This window comes from Streptomyces sp. YIM 121038 (assembly GCF_006088715.1).
In the GTDB taxonomy this organism is placed as follows: domain Bacteria; phylum Actinomycetota; class Actinomycetes; order Streptomycetales; family Streptomycetaceae; genus Streptomyces.
On sequence record NZ_CP030771.1, the window covers coordinates 2,318,332 to 2,335,222 of the forward strand.

At 74.4% G+C, this 16,891-nt stretch carries 14 protein-coding genes; 6 read left to right on the forward strand and 8 right to left on the reverse strand.

The window, feature by feature from the left end:
- The first annotated feature begins 97 nt into the window (after window positions 1–97).
- Window positions 98–1,276 carry a GDSL-type esterase/lipase family protein gene (locus C9F11_RS09425; protein WP_171075682.1) on the forward strand — a complete coding sequence of 393 codons (1,179 nt, stop codon included), beginning with the start codon at window positions 98–100 and terminating at the stop codon, window positions 1,274–1,276.
- 20 nt (window positions 1,277–1,296) lie between these two features.
- Here the strand turns inward: C9F11_RS09425 and C9F11_RS09430 are convergent, their stop codons facing one another.
- From C9F11_RS09430 to C9F11_RS09445, 4 genes are read right to left on the reverse strand one after another with little or no spacing between them, the layout of a single operon-like run.
- Window positions 1,297–1,782, reverse strand: coding sequence for a GNAT family N-acetyltransferase (locus C9F11_RS09430; protein WP_138958831.1), 486 nt, complete (start codon window positions 1,780–1,782; stop codon window positions 1,297–1,299).
- Window positions 1,779–3,326 carry a tripartite tricarboxylate transporter permease gene (locus tag C9F11_RS09435; RefSeq protein ID WP_138958832.1) on the reverse strand — a complete coding sequence of 516 codons (1,548 nt, stop codon included), beginning with the start codon at window positions 3,324–3,326 and terminating at the stop codon, window positions 1,779–1,781. The genes C9F11_RS09430 and C9F11_RS09435 overlap by 4 nt, the downstream gene beginning before the upstream one ends.
- Before the next feature lies 1 nt (window position 3,327).
- Window positions 3,328–3,888, reverse strand: coding sequence for a tripartite tricarboxylate transporter TctB family protein (locus tag C9F11_RS09440; protein ID WP_138958833.1), 561 nt, complete (start codon window positions 3,886–3,888; stop codon window positions 3,328–3,330).
- Window positions 3,885–4,880, reverse strand: a complete 996-nt coding sequence (locus C9F11_RS09445; RefSeq protein WP_138966269.1) for a tripartite tricarboxylate transporter substrate binding protein — start codon at window positions 4,878–4,880, stop codon at window positions 3,885–3,887. The genes C9F11_RS09440 and C9F11_RS09445 overlap by 4 nt, the downstream gene beginning before the upstream one ends.
- Before the next feature lie 163 nt (window positions 4,881–5,043).
- Here C9F11_RS09445 and C9F11_RS09450 point away from each other — a divergent pair, with 163 nt between their 5' ends.
- Entirely contained in the window at window positions 5,044–5,730 is a 687-nt protein-coding gene (locus tag C9F11_RS09450) for a response regulator (RefSeq protein WP_138958834.1), read from the forward strand.
- 152 nt (window positions 5,731–5,882) lie between these two features.
- Window positions 5,883–6,809, forward strand: coding sequence for a lytic polysaccharide monooxygenase (locus C9F11_RS09455; RefSeq protein WP_138958835.1), 927 nt, complete (start codon window positions 5,883–5,885; stop codon window positions 6,807–6,809).
- Window positions 6,810–6,812: 3 nt separating this feature from the next.
- On the opposite strand, the gene C9F11_RS09460 is transcribed toward C9F11_RS09455, so the two are convergent.
- The 3 genes from C9F11_RS09460 to dnaE all read right to left on the reverse strand — a co-directional run bounded on the left by C9F11_RS09460 (window position 6,813) and on the right by dnaE (window position 12,399).
- Window positions 6,813–7,685 carry an alpha/beta fold hydrolase gene (locus tag C9F11_RS09460; protein WP_138958836.1) on the reverse strand — a complete coding sequence of 291 codons (873 nt, stop codon included), beginning with the start codon at window positions 7,683–7,685 and terminating at the stop codon, window positions 6,813–6,815.
- Window positions 7,686–7,945: 260 nt separating this feature from the next.
- The gene (locus C9F11_RS09465; RefSeq protein WP_138958837.1) at window positions 7,946–8,914 is read right to left on the reverse strand and encodes a hypothetical protein; all 969 of its coding nucleotides are present in this window, start codon (window positions 8,912–8,914) and stop codon (window positions 7,946–7,948) included.
- Complete coding sequence (gene dnaE / locus C9F11_RS09470) at window positions 8,911–12,399, reverse strand: DNA polymerase III subunit alpha (RefSeq protein WP_138958838.1); 3,489 nt, start codon at window positions 12,397–12,399, stop codon at window positions 8,911–8,913. Before dnaE ends, C9F11_RS09465 begins: the two co-directional genes overlap by 4 nt.
- Before the next feature lie 150 nt (window positions 12,400–12,549).
- Between dnaE and C9F11_RS09475 the strand changes: the two genes are divergently transcribed.
- From C9F11_RS09475 to C9F11_RS09485, 3 genes are all read left to right on the forward strand, one after another.
- Entirely contained in the window at window positions 12,550–13,578 is a 1,029-nt protein-coding gene (locus C9F11_RS09475; protein WP_138958839.1) for a DUF3533 domain-containing protein, read from the forward strand.
- 106 nt (window positions 13,579–13,684) lie between these two features.
- Window positions 13,685–14,833 carry an AAA family ATPase gene (locus C9F11_RS09480; protein WP_138958840.1) on the forward strand — a complete coding sequence of 383 codons (1,149 nt, stop codon included), beginning with the start codon at window positions 13,685–13,687 and terminating at the stop codon, window positions 14,831–14,833.
- Between the two features lie 340 nt (window positions 14,834–15,173).
- Window positions 15,174–15,608, forward strand: a complete 435-nt coding sequence (locus C9F11_RS09485) for a subtilase-type protease inhibitor (RefSeq protein ID WP_138958841.1) — start codon at window positions 15,174–15,176, stop codon at window positions 15,606–15,608.
- A gap of 104 nt (window positions 15,609–15,712) precedes the next feature.
- Here the strand turns inward: C9F11_RS09485 and C9F11_RS09490 are convergent, their stop codons facing one another.
- Entirely contained in the window at window positions 15,713–16,816 is a 1,104-nt protein-coding gene (locus C9F11_RS09490) for a hypothetical protein (RefSeq protein WP_249401656.1), read from the reverse strand.
- Between the last annotated feature and the right edge of the window lie 75 nt (window positions 16,817–16,891).

Consider the following 16,891-nt stretch of genomic DNA (forward strand, 5'->3'; position numbering starts at 1 on the left):
GGCACCACGCGGGCGCGCCCTGCCCCGCCCTGGATCACCGCGCGGCTCGCGCCCCGCCCGGACATCACTTCCCCACCCCACCCCAACAGGCTGAGACATGCGTACCGAGCACCCCTTGACCACCATCCCTCTCACCGCCGGCCTGCTGCGCGGCGCCCTCGACCTGGAGCGCACCGCGCACGGGCTGCTGCCGCACCGGCTGCCCGCGCGGGCCCGCGCCCAGTGCGCCGACGGCCAGCTCGCCATGGCGGAGTCCCAGCCCTCCGGCGTACGCGTCGCCTTCCGCAGCCGGGCCACGGTCGTGGAACTGGACGCGCTGCCCACCAAGCGGGTCTACGCGGGCGCGCCGCCGCGGCCCGACGGCGTCTACGACCTGCTCGTCGACGGCGACCTCGTGGGCCGGGAGAGCCTGGCCGAGGGCAACACCCTGACCATCGACATGGCCGCCGGGTCCGCCGAGACGCGGCCGGGTCCGGCCGGCACCCTGCGCTTCGCGGGCCTGCCGGACCGCGACAAGGACATCGAGATCTGGCTGCCGCACAACGAGACCACCGAGCTCGTCGCGCTGCGCGCCGACGCCCCGGTCGCGCCGCTGCCCGAGCGCGGCCGCAAGGTGTGGCTGCACCACGGCAGTTCGATCAGCCACGGCTCCGACGCCGCGAGCCCCACCACCATCTGGCCCGCGCTCGCCGCGGCGCTCGGCGGCGTGGAGCTGATCAACCTGGGCCTCGGCGGCAGCGCGCTGCTCGACCCGTTCACCGCCCGCGCCCTGCGGGACACACCAGCCGACCTGATCAGCGTCAAGCTGGGCATCAACGTGGTCAACGCCGACCTGATGCGGCTGCGCGCCTTCGGACCGGCCGTCCACGGCTTCCTCGACACCATCCGTGAGGGCCACCCCGACGCCCCGCTCCTCGTCGTCTCGCCCATCCTGTGCCCCATCCACGAGGACACGCCGGGACCCAGCGCGCCGGACTTCAGCGGCGTCGGCGAAGGCAGGCTCCGGTTCGTGGCCGCGGGCGACCCCGCGGAGCGCGCCGCCGGGAAGCTGACGCTCACCGTCATCCGCGACGAGCTGTCCCGCATCGTGCGGCAGCGGGCCGCCGAGGACCCGAACCTGCACTACCTCGACGGCCGCGCCCTCTACGGCGAGGCCGACGCCGCCCGCCTCCCCCTGCCGGACAACCTCCACCCGGACGCCGCGACCCATCAGCGCATGGGCGAGCGTTTCGCCGCGCTCGCCTTCGCTTCCGACGGCGCGTTCACGGCCCTGTAAGGGGCGCGGGGAACCGGCCGTCAGGCCAGCACGGCCTTGCGGTAGTGGAAGCGGTCGTAGATCCCCTCGACGCGCCGCTCCACGAACTCGTAGCCGAAGCGCGGGTAGAGCTTCTGGTTCTCCCACATCATCGCGTTGGTGTAGAGCCGTATCTCGGGCAGGCCCAGGCCGCGCGCGTGCTCCTCGACGAACTCCAGGAGGCGCCGGCCGAGGCCGGTGCCCTTGGCGTCGGGGTGGACGGCGATGTTGTCCAGGTACAGATGGTCGTCGTACGCGTAGACGACCACCAGGCCGACGACGGCGCCCTCCGGGGTCTCGGCGACGTGCACCCGCCCCGCCGCCACGTTCTGGGCGTGGTCCGACTCCATGGGGGCGGGCACACGGCCGATGCGCTCGATGTAGTGGTGGTACGCCGCGTGCGTGATCGCCCGCACGGCGGGCACGTCGGCGGCGGTGGCGGGGCGGACGGCGGCCTGCGCGCCGGCCGGGGTGATCTTGTCGGTCATTCCCTCACCGTACGGCGGAAGTTCAGCAGGCGGCGCGCCGGTTTCCGCAGCAGGGGCCAGAGCAGGATCAGCCCGATCAGCGCGTAGACGCTGACCGAGAAGGGCGTGTCGACCAGGCCCCGGACGCTGCCGTCGCTGATCTGCAGGGCGCGGCGCAGCTGTTGCTCGGCGTTCGGGCCGAGGATGACGCCGATGACCGCGGGCAGGACCGGCAGGCCGTAGCGGCGCATGCCGAAGCCGATCAGGCCGATGACGAGCAGGATGACCAGGTCGAACGCCTCGCCGCCGACGGCGTACGCGCCGACCGCGGCGAAGAACAGGATCCCGGCGTACAGGTACGGGCGCGGGATGCGCAGCAGCTTCGCCCACACGGGCGCCAGCGGCAGGTTCAGGGCGAGGAGCAGCACCATGCCGACGAACAGGGACGCGATCAGGCCCCACACCAGCTCCGACTCGCGCTCGAACAGCAGGGGTCCGGGCTGGATCCCGTACTGCTGGAAGGCGGCGAGCATCACGGCGGCGACGGCGGTCGTGGGCAGGCCGAGGGTCAGCATGGACACGAGGGTGCCCGCGGCCGACGCCGACGCGGCCGACTCCGGTCCCGCCACGCCCTCGATGGCGCCCTTGCCCCACTCGTCCTTGTGCTTCGACAGGCGCTTCTCGGTGACGTACGAGAGGAAGGTGGGGATCTCCGCGCCGCCCGCGGGGATCGCGCCGAAGGGGAAGCCGATGAGCGGGCCGCGCAGCCAGGACTTCCAGGTGCGCTTGACGTCCTGCTTGCCGAGCCAGGGGCGGCCGACGGGGATCGCCCGGCCGCTGGTGCGGCGAAGTGGGGTCTCCCCTGTTCGAGCGAAGCCGAGAACTTGGGGACGGGCCGCCACCCATAGGGCCTCGCCGATCGCGAAGAGGCCCACGGCGACGATCACCACGTCGATGCCGTCGGCGAGTTGGAGCGAGCCGAAGGTGAGGCGCTGCTGTCCGGTCATCTGGTCGAGGCCGACCAGGCCGAGGGTCAGGCCGATCAGCAGGGACGCAAGGCCCCGGATGCGGGAGGAGCCGAGCACCGACGTCACCGCGATGAACGCGAGCACCATGACGGCGAAGTAGTCGGGCGCGCCGATGTCGACGGCGAGGTCCGCGACCTTGGGCGCGAGCGCGACGAGCAGGATCGTGCCGATCATCCCGCCCGCGAAGTGGCCGATGGCGGCGGCCGCGAGCGCCTGGGCGCCGCGGCCGGACTTGGCCATCGGGTTGCCCTCCATGGCGGCGACGACGGCGGCGCTCTCCCCCGGCGTGTTGAGGAGGATCGACGTGGTGGAGCCGCCGAACATCGCGCCGTAGTAGATGCCCGCGAACATGATGAAGGCGCCGGTGGGTTCGAGCCCGTACGTCACCGGGAGCAGCAGGGCCACGGCCATCGCGGGGCCGATGCCGGGCAGGACGCCGATGGCCGTGCCGAGGAGCACGCCGACCGCGGCCCAGAGCAGGTTGACCGGGGTGAGCGCGGTGCCGAAGCCGTCCATGAGGGAGGCGAAGGAGTTCATGTCACAGCACTCCCATCAGGGGGCCGCCGGGCAGCGGCACGCCGAGCAGGTTGTCGAAGACGGCGTAGGTGACCAGGGAGAGCGAGGCCGCGATGAGCGGGTCGCGGTGGACCGCGCGGCTGCCGAGAGCGTAGGCGGCGCCCCAGAAGAGCAGGGCTCCGGCGACGGGGAAGCCCACCGGCTCGATGAGGACGGCGGTGGCGAGGAAGACCCCGGCGAGCAGCAGCACGGTGCGCCAGTCGGCGGGTTCCGACAGGTCGACGTCCTCGCCGCCCTCGGCCGTGCCGCGACCGCCGCGCAGGACGTCCACGGCGAGCAGGACGGAGATGAGGAGCAGACCGCAGCCGACGGCGATCGGCACGGTGCGCGGGCCGATGGGGCCGCGCTGGGCGATGGCGACGTCCATGGTGAGGGCGTCGGTGAGGACGACGGCGCCGAGGGCGAGCAGCAGGACGCAGACGCCGAGTTCGGAGTGGTCGCGCAGCCAGGCGCGGCGGTCGCGGGCCGCGGGCGCGGGTTCGGCGGGCGTGGGTTCGGCGGGCGTGGGTTCGGCGGGGGTCACAGGCCGAGCTCCTTCAGGACGGAGACGACGCGCCGGTCCTGGGCGTCGAGGAAGTCGCCGAACCGGTCGCCGACGAGGAACGCGTCGTCCCACCCGTTCTTCTTGAGGGACGCGCGCCACTCCGTGGAGCCGTGGAGCGCGCGGACGAGCCCGATGAGCTTGTCGCGCTCGGTGTCGGAGAGGCCGGGGGGTGCCACGATGCCGCGCCAGTTGGTGAAGTCCACGTCGTAGCCGGACTCCTTGAGGGTGGGCCCGTCGAGGCCCTTGACCCGCTTCGGCCCGGTGACCGCGAGCAGGCGCAGCTCCCCGGACCTGATCTGGTCCAGGTACTCGCCGACGCCCGAGACGCCGAAGGCGACCTTGTCGCCGAGGATCGACGCGAGCAGTTCGCCGCCGCCGTCGAAGGGCACGTAGTTGACGTCCTTCGGCGGGATCCCGGCGGCGCGGGCCATCAGCATGGGCGCGATGTGGTCGGGCCCGCCGGGGGCCGAACCGCCGCCGACGGGCATCTTCCCCGGCCGCTCCTTCCAGGCCGTGACGAGCTCGTCGATGGTGTCGTACGGGGAGTCCTTCGACACCACGACGACGTCCTGCTCCTCGGTGAGCCGGGCGATGGGGGTGGTGTCGGCGAGGGACCTGGGCGCGTCGTTGGAGCGGACGGCGCCGACGACGCCGAGGCCCATGGACATGGCGAGCCGGCCGTTGCCGTGCTCGCCGACGAGGCGGCTGAGGCCCACGGTGCCACCCGCGCCGGGCAGGTTGAACACCTCGATGTTGTGGGTGAGCCCGGCGTCCTCGGCGTTCTTCGCCGCGGTGCGGGCGGTGATGTCGTAGCCGCCGCCGGGGGTGTTGGGGACCATGAGGCGCAGGCCGGGGATCCGGGTGCCGGAGTCGTCGCCGTCGCCCGTGGTGAGCAGCGGCGGCCCCACGAGGACCAGGAGCGCGGCCCCGCACAGGGCCAGGGGGGTGCGGAGTCGCCTGGGGGCGCGCAGTCGCACGGGAGCCACCGCCTTTCGGCCGGGTACGTGGGTGAGGTGGCCCACATGTTGCCGACGCGTGCGGAACCTGTCTCCCTTCCGGAATCAACGGACGTTGTGGTCGTTGTGGTCGCGCTCGTACCCTGCGGCGACGACGAGGGGCCGAGGGGGCCGGGCGATGACGAAGGTGCTGGTCGTCGACGACGACTTCATGGTCGCCAGGCTGCACAGCCGGTACGTCGCCGCGGTGGACGGGTTCGTGGTGGCGGGCGTGGCGCACAGCGGCGCCGACGCGCTGCGGGCGGTGGAGCGGCTGCGGCCCGATCTGCTGCTCCTGGACGTGTACCTGCCCGACATGGACGGGCTCGCGGTGCTGCGGGAGGTGCGGGCGGCGGAGGAGCTCGACCCCGGCCGGGCGCCGGTGGACGCCCTGTTCATCACCGCCGCCCGCGAGGCCGGGGTGATCCGCGCGGCCCTGCGCGCCGGGGCCCTGCACTATCTGATCAAGCCGTTCAACCAGGCCGCGCTGCGGGAGCAGTTGCGGCACGTGGCGGCCCTGCGGGCCCGGCTCGACGGCCTCGCCGAGGCCCGCCAGGAGGACGTCGACCAGCTCTTCGGCGGCCGTCCGCCCGGCTCCCGCGAACTCCCCAAGGGCCTCGCCCCGCACACCGCGGACCTGGTGGAGCACACCCTGCGCGCCCACCCCCGGGGCCTGTCCGCGTCCGAGTGCGCGGCGGCGGGCCGCCTCTCCCGCGTCAGCGCCCGCCGCTATCTGGAGTTCTTCGCGGTGACGGGCCGCGCGGAGGTGACCTTGAAGTACGGCGGCACGGGGCGTCCGGAGCGGCGGTACCGGTGGGTGACCTGAGGGGAGGCTGAGGGGGTCCTTAACGGGAGCATAAGGATCGCCCGCGGCCCCTTTCGGCAGGGGGGTTCGGGCCGGGCGGGGGCTAACTTGCTGATCGCCGCGGGGTTTTCGCCCCGCTTCCCCCACCCCGTACGTCGGCTAGGAGATCCCCCATGACTGCTGCCCGCAAGGCCGCCGCGATCGCCACGGCAGGTGTCGTACCGCTCGCCCTCACCGTGTTCACCGCCGCGCCCGCCGCCGCGCACGGGTCGATGACGGATCCGGTGAGCCGGGTGGCCGCGTGTTTCCAGGAGGGGCCCGAGGCGCCGAAGTCGGCGGCCTGCAAGGCGCTCGTCCGGGCGGGCGGCACCCAGCCCCTGTACGACTGGAACGAAGTCAACATCGCCAACGCCGCGGGCAGGTCGAAGGAGATCATCCCCGACGGCAAGCTGTGCAGCGCGGGCAACGCCAAGTACAAGGGGCTCGACCTGCCTCGCACCGACTGGCCCGCCGCGAGGCTCAGCGCCGGGAAGCACACCTTCCGCTACCGGGCCACGGCCCCGCACCGGGGCTCCTTCGAGCTGTACGTCACCAAGGCCTCGTACGACCCGGCCAAGCCCCTGAAGTGGTCGGACCTGGAGCAGCGGCCCTTCGCGAAGGTCACCGACCCGAAGCTGGTGAGCGGCTCGTACGAGTTCAGCGGCACCGTTCCTGCCAGGTCGGGGCGGCACCTCGTGTACTCGATCTGGCAGCGGTCCAATTCCCCCGAGGCGTTCTACACCTGCTCGGACGTGGTCTTCGGCGCGGGCAAGAGCGCTGTCGCCCCGGCCGCCGCCGCGCCGTCGGAGAAGGACATAGCCGCCGGTGCCCGGAAGTCCACCGTGGAGCACCACGGCCACGGCGACCTCGGCGGCGGGGCGGAGGGGCCCTCGGCCATGGGCGGCGCCGCGAAGCCGGTGGCGGCCACCGGCGAGAGCCTCGCCGAGACCGGCGGCGACGGCTCCGGCGCGTGGTACGCCGTGGGCGGGGCCGCGGCGATCGCGCTCGGCGCGGGCACGCTGTTCGTGGCGGCACGGCGACGGGCCGCCACGAACAGCTAGGCCCTAGGACAGACAGGTCGTCGGGGTCGCGTGGGCCGGGTCGAGCGCGTTGGCCACCTCGTGGTGGGCGACCCGGTCCAGGACCCCGATGGCCACGTGCTCGGAGAGGTCCACGGGGCACAGGTCCTGCAGCAGGACGTTGCGCACGTTCGGCCCGTCGAGGAACTGCGAGCGGTACGGCGTGACGACCTCGTCGTACCGCGTGGCGATGACGGTGTAGCGCACGCCGGGCACGGTGTCGCCGCCCGCGTTCAGCCTGGTCAGGAACTTCGAGCCGGCGATCTGGTCGGCCAGGCCCGGGGTGGCCGTGGTGAGCAGGGCCTCGACGCCCGGGAAGTACGGCAGGAGCCTGGTCAGGCCGAGCAGGGTCGTGCCGTGGTTGTCGGGCGCGAGGCCGACGAGCGCGTTCACCTTCGCGGCGCCGCCGAGGAACTTGAGGTAGTGGCGGGGCATCAGGCCGCCCTGCGAGTGCCCGACGAGGTCGACCTCCTCGGCCCCGGTCGCCGCAAGGACCTTGTCGACGTAGGTGTCGAGCTGTTCGGCGGACTTCGCGAGGGGGCCGAGGCCGTGGACGAGGGGCACGAGCGGCAGTTGGCCGTAGTCGAGCGAGAAGACGCAGTAGCCGCGGCCGACCAGATAGGGCGCGAGGACGAGCCAGTTGTCCACGGAGTTCGCGAAGGTGCCGTGGACGAGGACGACCGGGCGGGGGTGGGCGGCGGACGGGCGGCAGTCGTAGTCGTTCCAGCCGCGCGTCGGGGCGGACGCGGCGGCGGGAACGGGGGACGCGGCGGCCGTGGCGGTGGGGGTGAGCGTGGCGGCGCCCGTGATCAGCAGGGCGGCGGTGAGCGCGCGCAGCGCTCGTCTCCAGGGCAGCATCAGGCGATCTCCTCGCGGATCGGGGCAGGTGCGATGACCGGCTAACGATCGACTGTGACCCGGATCACGGCATTGACGCGTACACGCTAAATTACGTGCCGGTAGGTGAAGTGTGAAGTTGCGCGCGGGCACGACTTCCCAGCGATCACTGGCCCGGGCACGACTTCCCAGCGATCACTGGCCCGGGCACGACTTCCCGGCAATCACTGGCGCGGTCGCGAGCCGCGGACGGGCGGGGCGGCCCGCTCGGGCGCCGCGCCCTACGCCGCCAGCGACCCCGGCACGATCGCGGTCGCCCCGAACTTCCGCCGGGCCCGGTCCGCCACCGCCTCGATGCGGCGGGCCCGCTCGTCCGCCGGGTCGAAGGTGAGCTGGTGGGCGGCCTGGTCGGCGGGGCCGAGGCCCTCGGCGCGCAGGGCGATCGCGCGGACCCGGGCCCGCTGCAGACCGAGCGCCTCGTACAGGCCGTACGCCGCCCGCGTCAGCTCCGCCGAGTGCGCGGTCGGCTCCTTCAGGGTGCGGCCGCGCGTGGTCGCGGAGCGGTCGGCGTAGCGGACGGTGAGGGTCAGGGTGCGGCAGACCTTATCGAGGGCGCGCAGCCGGGTGCCCAGCTCCTCGGCGGCCGAGAGCAGGGCGCGGCGGTGCCTGCCGGGGTCGATCTCGTCGTGGGAGAAGGCGCGTTCGGTGGCCAGGGAGCGGGAGACCGCGTTCGGCACCACCCGGCCCCGGTCCACGCCGCCCGCCCGCTCGCGCAGCTCGCGGCCCGCCTTGGCGCCGATCAGGCGCTGGAGCGTGGACAGGGGCGCGGCGGCAACCCGGCCGAGGGTGTCGAGGCCGTACTCGCACAGGGTGCGGGCGGTCGCCGGGCCGACGCCGGGCAGCACGGCGACGGGCTTCTCGGCGAGGAACTCGGCGGCGGCGTCCACGGGCACCGCGCACGGCACGCCGGGCCGGGCGTCGCGCAGCGCGACCCGGGCGAGCGTCGGGCCGGGGCCCGCGCCGATCAGGCAGTCGACGCCGTGCAGCGCGAGGGCGCGCACGCGGATCACCGACGCGAGGGCGACGGCGTCGCGCCCGAAGTACCGTTCGGCGCCCCGCAGATCGGCGAGGGCCCCGTCCGGCGGCAGCGCCTCGACGACCGGGGTGAACTCCTCCAGGAGTCCGAGCAGGCCCGGCAGGGCCGCCTCGTACATCGGCGGCAGCTGGAAACGTACGCAGAGGATGGTCATCCCGCACTCCCCGGGCTCTGGTGCCACAACTTCCGTCCCGTGGGCGCCCGTTCGCCGGGCGGCTGGAGGTCGGCCCACGGGTGCATCTCGTATCCGGTCTCCATCCGGATGCGGCGGCCGCCTCCGGGGTCGCCGCCCCGGCCCGCCGCCGCGACCGCCCCGGACGCCCCGGACCCCGCGGACGCCCCGGTCGCCGCGCCGCCCTCGGCCAGGCGTGGCGCCACCGCGTCCAGGCCGCCCGCGCGGCGCAGCTCCACCAGGTCCGCGAGGTTCCACGCCGCCGAGCCGACGACGCTGAGGCTGCGCGGGCCGCGCCGCTGCACCACGCCGCGGACGAGGAGCAGCCAGGAGTGGAAGACGGTGTGCGCGCAGGCGGCGTGGGCGTCGTCGAAGAAGGCCAGGTCGACCAGGCCGGTGCCGTCGTCGAGGGTGGTGAAGATGACGCGCTTGCCGGAGCGGATCGGCGGGGTCTGCGTCGCGGCCTTGGCGCCCGCGACCAGGACGGCGTCGCCGTGCCGCGCGGTGCGCAGCCGGCGTGCGGAGGTGACGCCCAGCTCGTCGAGGAAGGCGCGGTGGTCGTCCATCAGGTTCCGTGAGGCGTCCATGGAGAGCACGCCGAGCTCGGCGCTCAGCCGCTCCGCGTCGTCGAGGTCGGGCAGGCCCGCGGGCGCGGTGCCCCGGCCGCCGGTCAGCGGCAGCTGGGGGCCGCGCCCGCCGCGGGCGCCGCGCTGCAGCTCCGTCAGGTGCAGTTGCAGATCACGGCGGTTGGCGCCGAAGGCGTCGAGGGCGCCCACCTGGGCGAGCCGGCCGGCGAGCGGGCGGCTCGGCCGGGCCCGCTCCCAGAAGTCGAGCAGCGAGGAGTAGGGCTGTCCGGCCGCGATGCGGGCCGCCTCGGCCTCGCTGATGCCGTGCACGTCACAGAGCGCGAGCCGTACGCCCCACGCTCCGGATTCGGACTCCAGTTCGATGCGATGGGCCGCCGCGGACCGGTTCACGTCGAGGGGCAGGATCGGCACCCCGCGCCGCCGCGCGTCCGCGAGCAGCAGCCGCTTGGGGTACATCCCCGGGTCGTGCGTGAGCAGGCCCGCGTAGAAGGCCGCCGGGTGGTGGGCCTTCAGCCACGCCGACTGGTACGTGGGCACGGCGAAGGCCACGGCGTGCGCCTTGCAGAAGCCGTAGCTGCCGAAGGCCTCGACGATCTCCCAGGTCCGCCGGATCGTCTCGGCGCCATAGCCCTTCGCGGCCGCCGTCTGCGCGAACCAGTGGCGGATGCGGCCCTGCGACCCGGGGTCGGACAGACCGCGGCGCACCCGGTCCGCCTCGTCGCGCCCGCAGCCGGTCATGATGTCGACGATGTGGATGATCTGCTCGTGGAAGACGACGACCCCGTACGTCTCCCGGAGCGGTTCCTCCAGGTCGGGGTGCGGATAGCGGATCGGCGCGCGGCCGTGTCTGGCCTCGATGAACGGCCGCACCATGTCGGCGGCGACCGGCCCGGGGCGGAACAGCGAGATGTCCACCACCAGGTCGTGGAAGGTCGCGGGCTGGAGGCGTCCCACCAGGTCCCGCTGGCCCGGCGACTCGATCTGGAAGCAGCCGAGCGTCTCGGCGGAGCGGATGAGCCGGTACGTCGCCGCGTCGCCCTCCGGCACCCGGCGCGGGTCGTCCAGATCGACCCGCTCCCCCGTGGCCCGCTCGACCTCGGCGACCGCGTGCGCCATCGCCGACTGCATCCGTACGCCGAGCACGTCGAGCTTGAGCAGACCGAGGTCCTCCACGTCCTCCTTGTCGAACTGGGACATGGGGAAGCCCTCGCCGCTGGTGGGCATGACGGGGGTGCGGCGGAACAGCGAGGCGTCGGAGAGCAGCACGCCGCACGGGTGCATGGCGACGCCGCGCGGCAGCGCGTCGAGGCCCTCGACCAGCTCCCACAGCCGGCCGTGCCGGTCCGCCTCGGCCGCGATGCCCTTCAGCTCGGGCAGCTCCGCCATCGCCGCGCGGGCGTCGCGGGCGCGGATGTGCGGGAAGGCCTTGGCGATCCGGTCGGTCTCCGCGGGGTCCATGGACAGGGCCGCGCCCACGTCGCGGATCGCGTGCCGGACCCGGTACGTCTCCGGCATCGCGACCGTCGCCACCCGCTCCTGGCCGAACCGGCCGAGGATCGCGCGGTAGACCTCCAGGCGGCGCGCGGACTCCACGTCGATGTCGATGTCCGGAAGCACCTGCCGCCGCGTGGACAGGAACCGCTCCATGAGCAGCCCGTGCGCGACCGGGTCGGCGTGCGCGATGCCGAGGAGGTGGTTGACCAGGGACCCGGCGCCGGAGCCGCGCGCGGCCACGCGGACGCCCAGGGCCCGTACGTCGTCGACGACTTGGGCGACGGTCAGGAAGTACGAGGCGTAGCCGTGGTGGGCGATGATGTCCAGCTCGTGGTGCATCCGCTCCCAGTACGCCCGCCGGTCGGCGCGCCCGTCGTAGCCGCGCAGCACCATGCCCGCGGCCGCCCGGGAGGCGAGGACGCGCTGCGCGGTGCGGCGCCCGGCGCCGACGAGGGCGGGCTCGGGGAAGCGCACGGAGCCGATGCCGAGGTCGTCCTGGGGGTCGACCAGGCACGCGGCGGCGGCCGCCGCCGTCTGTTCGAGCAGCCGGTGCGCGGCGTCGCGGCGGAACCCGGCGGCCTCGACGATCCGCTCGGCGGCGCCCAGCATGGCGGCCTCGCCCTTCAGCCAGCGCTCGCCGCCGTCGTGCTCCCCGCGCGGGTCGATGGGCACCAGGCGGCGCGCGGCGTCCAGGACGTCGGCGACGGGGCCCTGGCCCGGGTCGGCGTAGCGGACGGCGTTGGTCAGGACGGGGCGCAGCCGCTGCTCGGCGGCGAAGCCGACGGTGCGGGCGGCGAGCCGCAGCGAGCCGGGCCCGGTGCCCGAGCGGCCGTGCCACACCGCTTCGAGACACAGCGCGTCGCCGTACCGCTCGCGCCAGGGGACGAGCAGACGGGCCGCGCGGTCGGGGCGCCCGGCGGCGAGCGCCCGGCCGACGTCGGAGGCGGGGCCGAGCAGCACGGTCAGTCCCTCGCCGTGGTTCCCGTCCCAGGGCAGCACGGGCCCGCCGTCGCGGTGGGCGGCGCTGACCAGGCGGCACAGCGCCGCCCAGCCCGTGGCCCCGTCCCGGGCGAGGAAGGTCACCCTCGGGGTCGACTCGTCGATGAAGGCACCGCCGCGCACCGGGGCGCGACGGCGCGCGCCGCGCGCGCCGTCCTCCCGGGGCGCGGGCGGGTCCACCGCGAGCTCCGTCCCGAACAGCGGCCGCACGCCCGCCTTCTCGCACGCCTTGGCGAAGCGGATCGCGCCCGCGAGGGTGTCCCGGTCGGTGAGCGCGAGCGCGTCCATGCCCCGCTCGGCGGCGCGCTCGGCGAGCCGCTCCGGGTGCGAGGCCCCGTACCGCAGGGAGAACCCGGAGGCGGTGTGCAGATGCGTGAACCCGGGCACACGCACCTCCTGAACCTTCCGCTTCCTGTCCCCCGCCTCCACCATAGACCACGTTCGAATATTAGTTCGACCGCACGCGCGGAGCACCCCCTTCAGCCATTCGGCCCCGCCCCGCCTGCGCCCCCCGCGGGCGCCTCGGAGCGTGGGGGCATGACCTTCGCCGACGAGTTGAAGAGCGCCGTCACACCGCGAGCAGCCCTGCTGGTCATCGGCGTCCTGGCCCTGCAGCTGCTGTTCATCACCTCCTACGTGGGGGCGCTGCACCACCCGAAGCCGACGGACGTGCCCTTCGGAGTCGTCGCGCCGGGCCCCGCGGCCGAGCAGACCAAGGAGCAGCTGGCCCGGCTCCCCGGGGATCCGCTCGACCCGCGCGTGCTCAAGGACGAGGCCGCGGCCCGGAAGCAGATCGTGGACCGGAAGATCGACGGAGCCCTGGTCGTCGATCCCCGGGGCACGAACGACACCCTCCTGGTCGCCTCCGGCGGCGGCAAGGCGCTCGCCAACGCCCTGGAGACGATCAGCACCGGGGTCGCGGGCGCCGAGAAGCGCACCGTGAAGACCGTGGACGTGGCCCCGGCGTCGGCCCAGGACTTCAACGGCCTGTCGTCCTTCTACCTGGTCGTCGGCTGGTGCGTCGGCGGCTATCTGTGCGCGTCGATCATGTCGATCAGCGCGGGCTCCCGGCCCGCGACCCCGCAGCGCGCGGCGATCAGGCTCGGCGCCATGGCCCTGCTCTCGATCGCGGGCGGCATCGGCGGCGCGGTCATCGTCGGCCCGATCCTGGGCGCCCTGCCCGGCTCGGTCCTGGCCCTGTGGGGCCTCGGCTCGCTGCTCACCTTCGCGGTCGGCGCGATCACCCTCGCCCTGGAGGCGCTCACCGGCATCGTCGGCATCGGCCTCGCGGTGCTGCTCATCGTGGTCGCGGGCAACCCGAGCGCGGGCGGCGCCTTCCCGCTGCCGATGCTGCCCCCGTTCTGGGAGGCGATCGGGCCCGCGCTGCCCCCGGGCGCGGGCACCTGGGTCGCCCGCTCGATCGCGTACTTCAAGGGCAACGCGACCACGGGCCCGCTGCTCGTCCTGTCGGCGTGGGCGGTGGCGGGGACGGCCGTCACCTTGGCGACGGCGAAGCTCAGGCGCCGGGCCGAAAGCCCGTCAAGGGGGCCCCGCCCTGCTCCTTAAGAGCTTGGGGGAGTTTGAGGACGAGGCGCGAAGCGCCAACAAAGGGGGAAAGGGGCGAAGCCCCACATACACCCCACTGTCACACCCACCTGCAACCCTGAAAAGCATGATCCGCACACTCGCCGTCGAAAACTACCGCTCGCTCCGCAAACTGATCGTCCCTCTGGACCGGCTGAACGTGATCACGGGGGCGAACGGCACGGGAAAGTCCAGCCTGTACCGGGCCCTGCGGCTGCTCGCGGACTCCGGCCAGGGAGGCGCCGTGGCCGCCCTGGCCCACGAGGGCGGCCTCCCCTCCGCCGTCTGGGCGGGTGACAAGAAGCAGGAGCCCGCGGGCCTGAAGCTCGGCTTCGCCGGGGACGAGTTCGGCTACGCCGTGGACTTCGGCGTCCCCCAGTCGAGCGGAGCGCAGCCCGGCGGCGCCCCGTCCATGTTCGCCCTCGACCCGGAGATCAAGCGGGAGTGCACCTGGGCGGGCCCGGTGCTGCGCACCGCCGCGCTGCTCTGCGACCGCGCGGGCCCCGCCGTGCGCACCCGCACCGCCGACGGCGGCTGGCACCGCTCGCAGGGCATCCGCCCGTACGACAGCATGCTGAGCGAGTTCGCGGACCCCCAGCTCGCGCCGGACCTGCTCAGGCTGCGCGAGCTGATCCGCTCCTGGCGGTTCTACGACCACGTCCGCACGGACGCCGGGGCGCCCGCCCGCGCGGCCCGCGTCGGCACCCGCACCCCGGTGCTCGCCCACGACGGCGCCGACCTCGCGGCCGCGCTCCAGACCATCCGCGAGACCGGTGACGACGAGGCCCTGGACGCCGCCGTGGACGCCGCGTTCCCGGGCAGCCGGGTGCGGATCGCCGACAACGGTGGGCGGTTCGAGATCCAGCTCCACCAGCGCGGACTCCGGCGCCCCCTCGGCCCGGCCGAGCTGTCCGACGGCACCCTGCGCTATCTGCTGTGGACGGCCGCGCTCCTGACGCCCCGGCCGCCCGCGCTGCTGGTCCTGAACGAGCCGGAGACCAGCCTCCACCCCGACCTCCTGCGCCCCCTCGCGGACCTGATCCTGACGGCCGCCGAGGACACCCAGGTCGTCCTGGTCACCCACGCCCAGGACCTCGCGGACGCGATCGCCGAGGGCGCGCGCCGCCACCGCACGGACGTCAACTCCATGGAGCTGGTGAAGGAGCGGGGCGAGACCCAGGTGGCGGGCCGCGCCAGCATGCTGGACGAGCCCCTCTGGTACTGGCCCAAGCGCTGACCCCGTGCGCACCCCGCCCGCAGACGCGTTCGAGGTGCGCCCTCCGGCCAATCCCGTCCCCTCCGCGGGGCGCACGGCGCGGCACAGACCACCCATTCGCAGCCATGCGCCCCGCTTTGCGGCGATCGGGAGATTCCACCCCAATGCCCACTCCCCGCCGGTCGCAGGGGGTATCGGACGTCCCGGCGCGCCCGTCGGAGCACATCACTTCACGCCACTACCCTCAGTTCTCAACCAACGACTGAAAGTAAGCGTCCGATGTGCTTTCAGTGACGCCCTGAGCAAGACTCGCTTCCGGTTCCGTTCGTTATCCGGGAAATCAAGCAAGGGAGTGTTCGAAATGCGGTACATCACTGGGGGGATCGCGCTGGGCGCCGCCCTCGCGCTCGGCGGTCTGTCCACGGCGGCCATGGCGGGCTCCGCGCCCGAGCCCGCCCGGGCCCAGGGTTACGCGCCCTCCGAGCTGGTGCTCACCATCGGCTACGGCGAGAAGGCCGAGACCGCGGACATCCAGCGTGCCGTGACGCTCGGCTGTTCCTCCGGCGGCGTCGGCAGCCACCCCGACGCGGCCGCCGCGTGCGACCAGCTGCGCTCGGTGGGCGGCAAGTTCGACGTCATCACCAAGAAGTCGTCGTCGCGCTCCTGCACCAAGGAGTGGAACCCGATCGTCGTCACCGCCCAGGGCGTGTGGGAGGGCCGCCGGGTCTCGTACGCGCACACCTTCGCCAACCCCTGCGCCCTGAAGATCGGCCAGGGGCAGGTCTTCTCCTTCTGAGACCTGCTGAGGCCTTCTGAGACCGCGCGACCCGCCGCGGCCGCCGCCTCTTCCGAAGCCCCGTCACGCCGGGACGAGTTCCCCGCGCGGCGGGGCTCACGCCGTCACGGGCCCGCGAGCCAGCCCCGCAGCGCCGCCTGGGCGCCCGCCTGGAAACGGGTGTCGGCGTCCAGCTCGTCGAGCAGCCGGCTGATGCGGCGGCGCGCGGTGTGCACATGGACGCCGAGGCGGCGGGCGATCGCCTCGTCCTTGAGGCCCCCGGCGAGCAGCCTGAGCAGGTCGCGGTGTTCCTCGGGCGGGCGTCGCGCACCGCCGCCGAGCGGCAGGGACCGCTCCCAGAGCGCCTCGAAGAGCGGCCCGAAGACCTGCCGGGGCAGCGTGCCGCGCACCACCACGGCGGCACCGTCCCCCGCGTCCCCCGGGGCGTCCCCGGCGGGCAGCAGCAGCGCGGCGCGGCCGTCCACGGCGATGAGCCCGGTGGGCAGATGGGCCGCCGTCCGCACCTGGAGGCCCCGCTCCAGGAGCGGGGGCAGCGGCCTGAGCAGGCCGGGCGGCGCGACGCCCTCGCGGGCCAGGACCGCGCGCACCGCCACCCCGCGCTCCAGGAGCGCCGCGACGCCCGCGCCGGGCAGGACGCCGTCCGCCGCCCGGGAGCCGGTGGCCGGGGCGGTGTCCCCCGCCGCCCAGAAGTCCAGGCCCGGCGGCCGGTCCAGGATCAGCACCTGCCGCTCGGCGTGGGCCAGCAGATGGTCGACGCGGCGCCGGACCGCGGCCGCCCCCCTGACCGTCTCGACCGCCGCGCCGGTGCCGGGCGCGGCGGCCGGGTCCGGCTCCAGGCGCTCGGCTATCTCGTCGGCCTCCCGCCGCAGGCGCTCCAACTCCGCCGCCCGGTAGTGCAGTTCCGCCTGTCTTCGGCGGATCAGGGCGCGCACGGCGGGCGCGGGCGGCACCGGGCGCGGCAGGGCGGGCCGCGCCTGCCCCGCGCCGGGCGCGGCATCCGGCTCCGGCAGGGTGAAGCCGTGCTCCCGCAGCCGCGCGAGGGACCGCTCCAACTCGCCCCGGGTGATCCCCAGTTCCCGCCGCAGCTGCTCCGGGTCCAGGGCCGCCGCGGCCCGGCGCCGCAGCAGCGCCCCGTACACCCGCTCGTCCGACTCCCCCAGGCCCAGGTCGCGCAGCGCGCTTCCCTTGCCGCTCCCCACCATGGTCATGACGGGAAGTCTCACGCCGCCCCTGGGTGCACACAAGTGTGCGGACCCACTTGTGACCCGTAGTTATTCCTTGAT

Bases quoted from the DNA above. Each gene is read 5' to 3' on its own strand.
- C9F11_RS09425 (WP_171075682.1), top strand. From the start codon at position 98: ATGCGTACCGAGCACCCCTTGACCACCATCCCTCTCACCGCCGGCCTG.
- C9F11_RS09430 (WP_138958831.1), bottom strand. From the start codon at position 1,782: ATGACCGACAAGATCACCCCGGCCGGCGCGCAGGCCGCCGTCCGCCCC.
- C9F11_RS09450 (WP_138958834.1), top strand. From the start codon at position 5,044: ATGACGAAGGTGCTGGTCGTCGACGACGACTTCATGGTCGCCAGGCTG.
- C9F11_RS09490 (WP_249401656.1), bottom strand. From the start codon at position 16,816: ATGACCATGGTGGGGAGCGGCAAGGGAAGCGCGCTGCGCGACCTGGGC.
- C9F11_RS09485 (WP_138958841.1), top strand. From the start codon at position 15,174: ATGCGGTACATCACTGGGGGGATCGCGCTGGGCGCCGCCCTCGCGCTC.
- C9F11_RS09475 (WP_138958839.1), top strand. From the start codon at position 12,550: ATGACCTTCGCCGACGAGTTGAAGAGCGCCGTCACACCGCGAGCAGCC.
- C9F11_RS09455 (WP_138958835.1), top strand. From the start codon at position 5,883: ATGACTGCTGCCCGCAAGGCCGCCGCGATCGCCACGGCAGGTGTCGTA.
- C9F11_RS09435 (WP_138958832.1), bottom strand. From the start codon at position 3,326: ATGAACTCCTTCGCCTCCCTCATGGACGGCTTCGGCACCGCGCTCACC.
- C9F11_RS09465 (WP_138958837.1), bottom strand. From the start codon at position 8,914: ATGACCATCCTCTGCGTACGTTTCCAGCTGCCGCCGATGTACGAGGCG.
- C9F11_RS09480 (WP_138958840.1), top strand. From the start codon at position 13,685: ATGATCCGCACACTCGCCGTCGAAAACTACCGCTCGCTCCGCAAACTG.
- C9F11_RS09460 (WP_138958836.1), bottom strand. From the start codon at position 7,685: ATGCTGCCCTGGAGACGAGCGCTGCGCGCGCTCACCGCCGCCCTGCTG.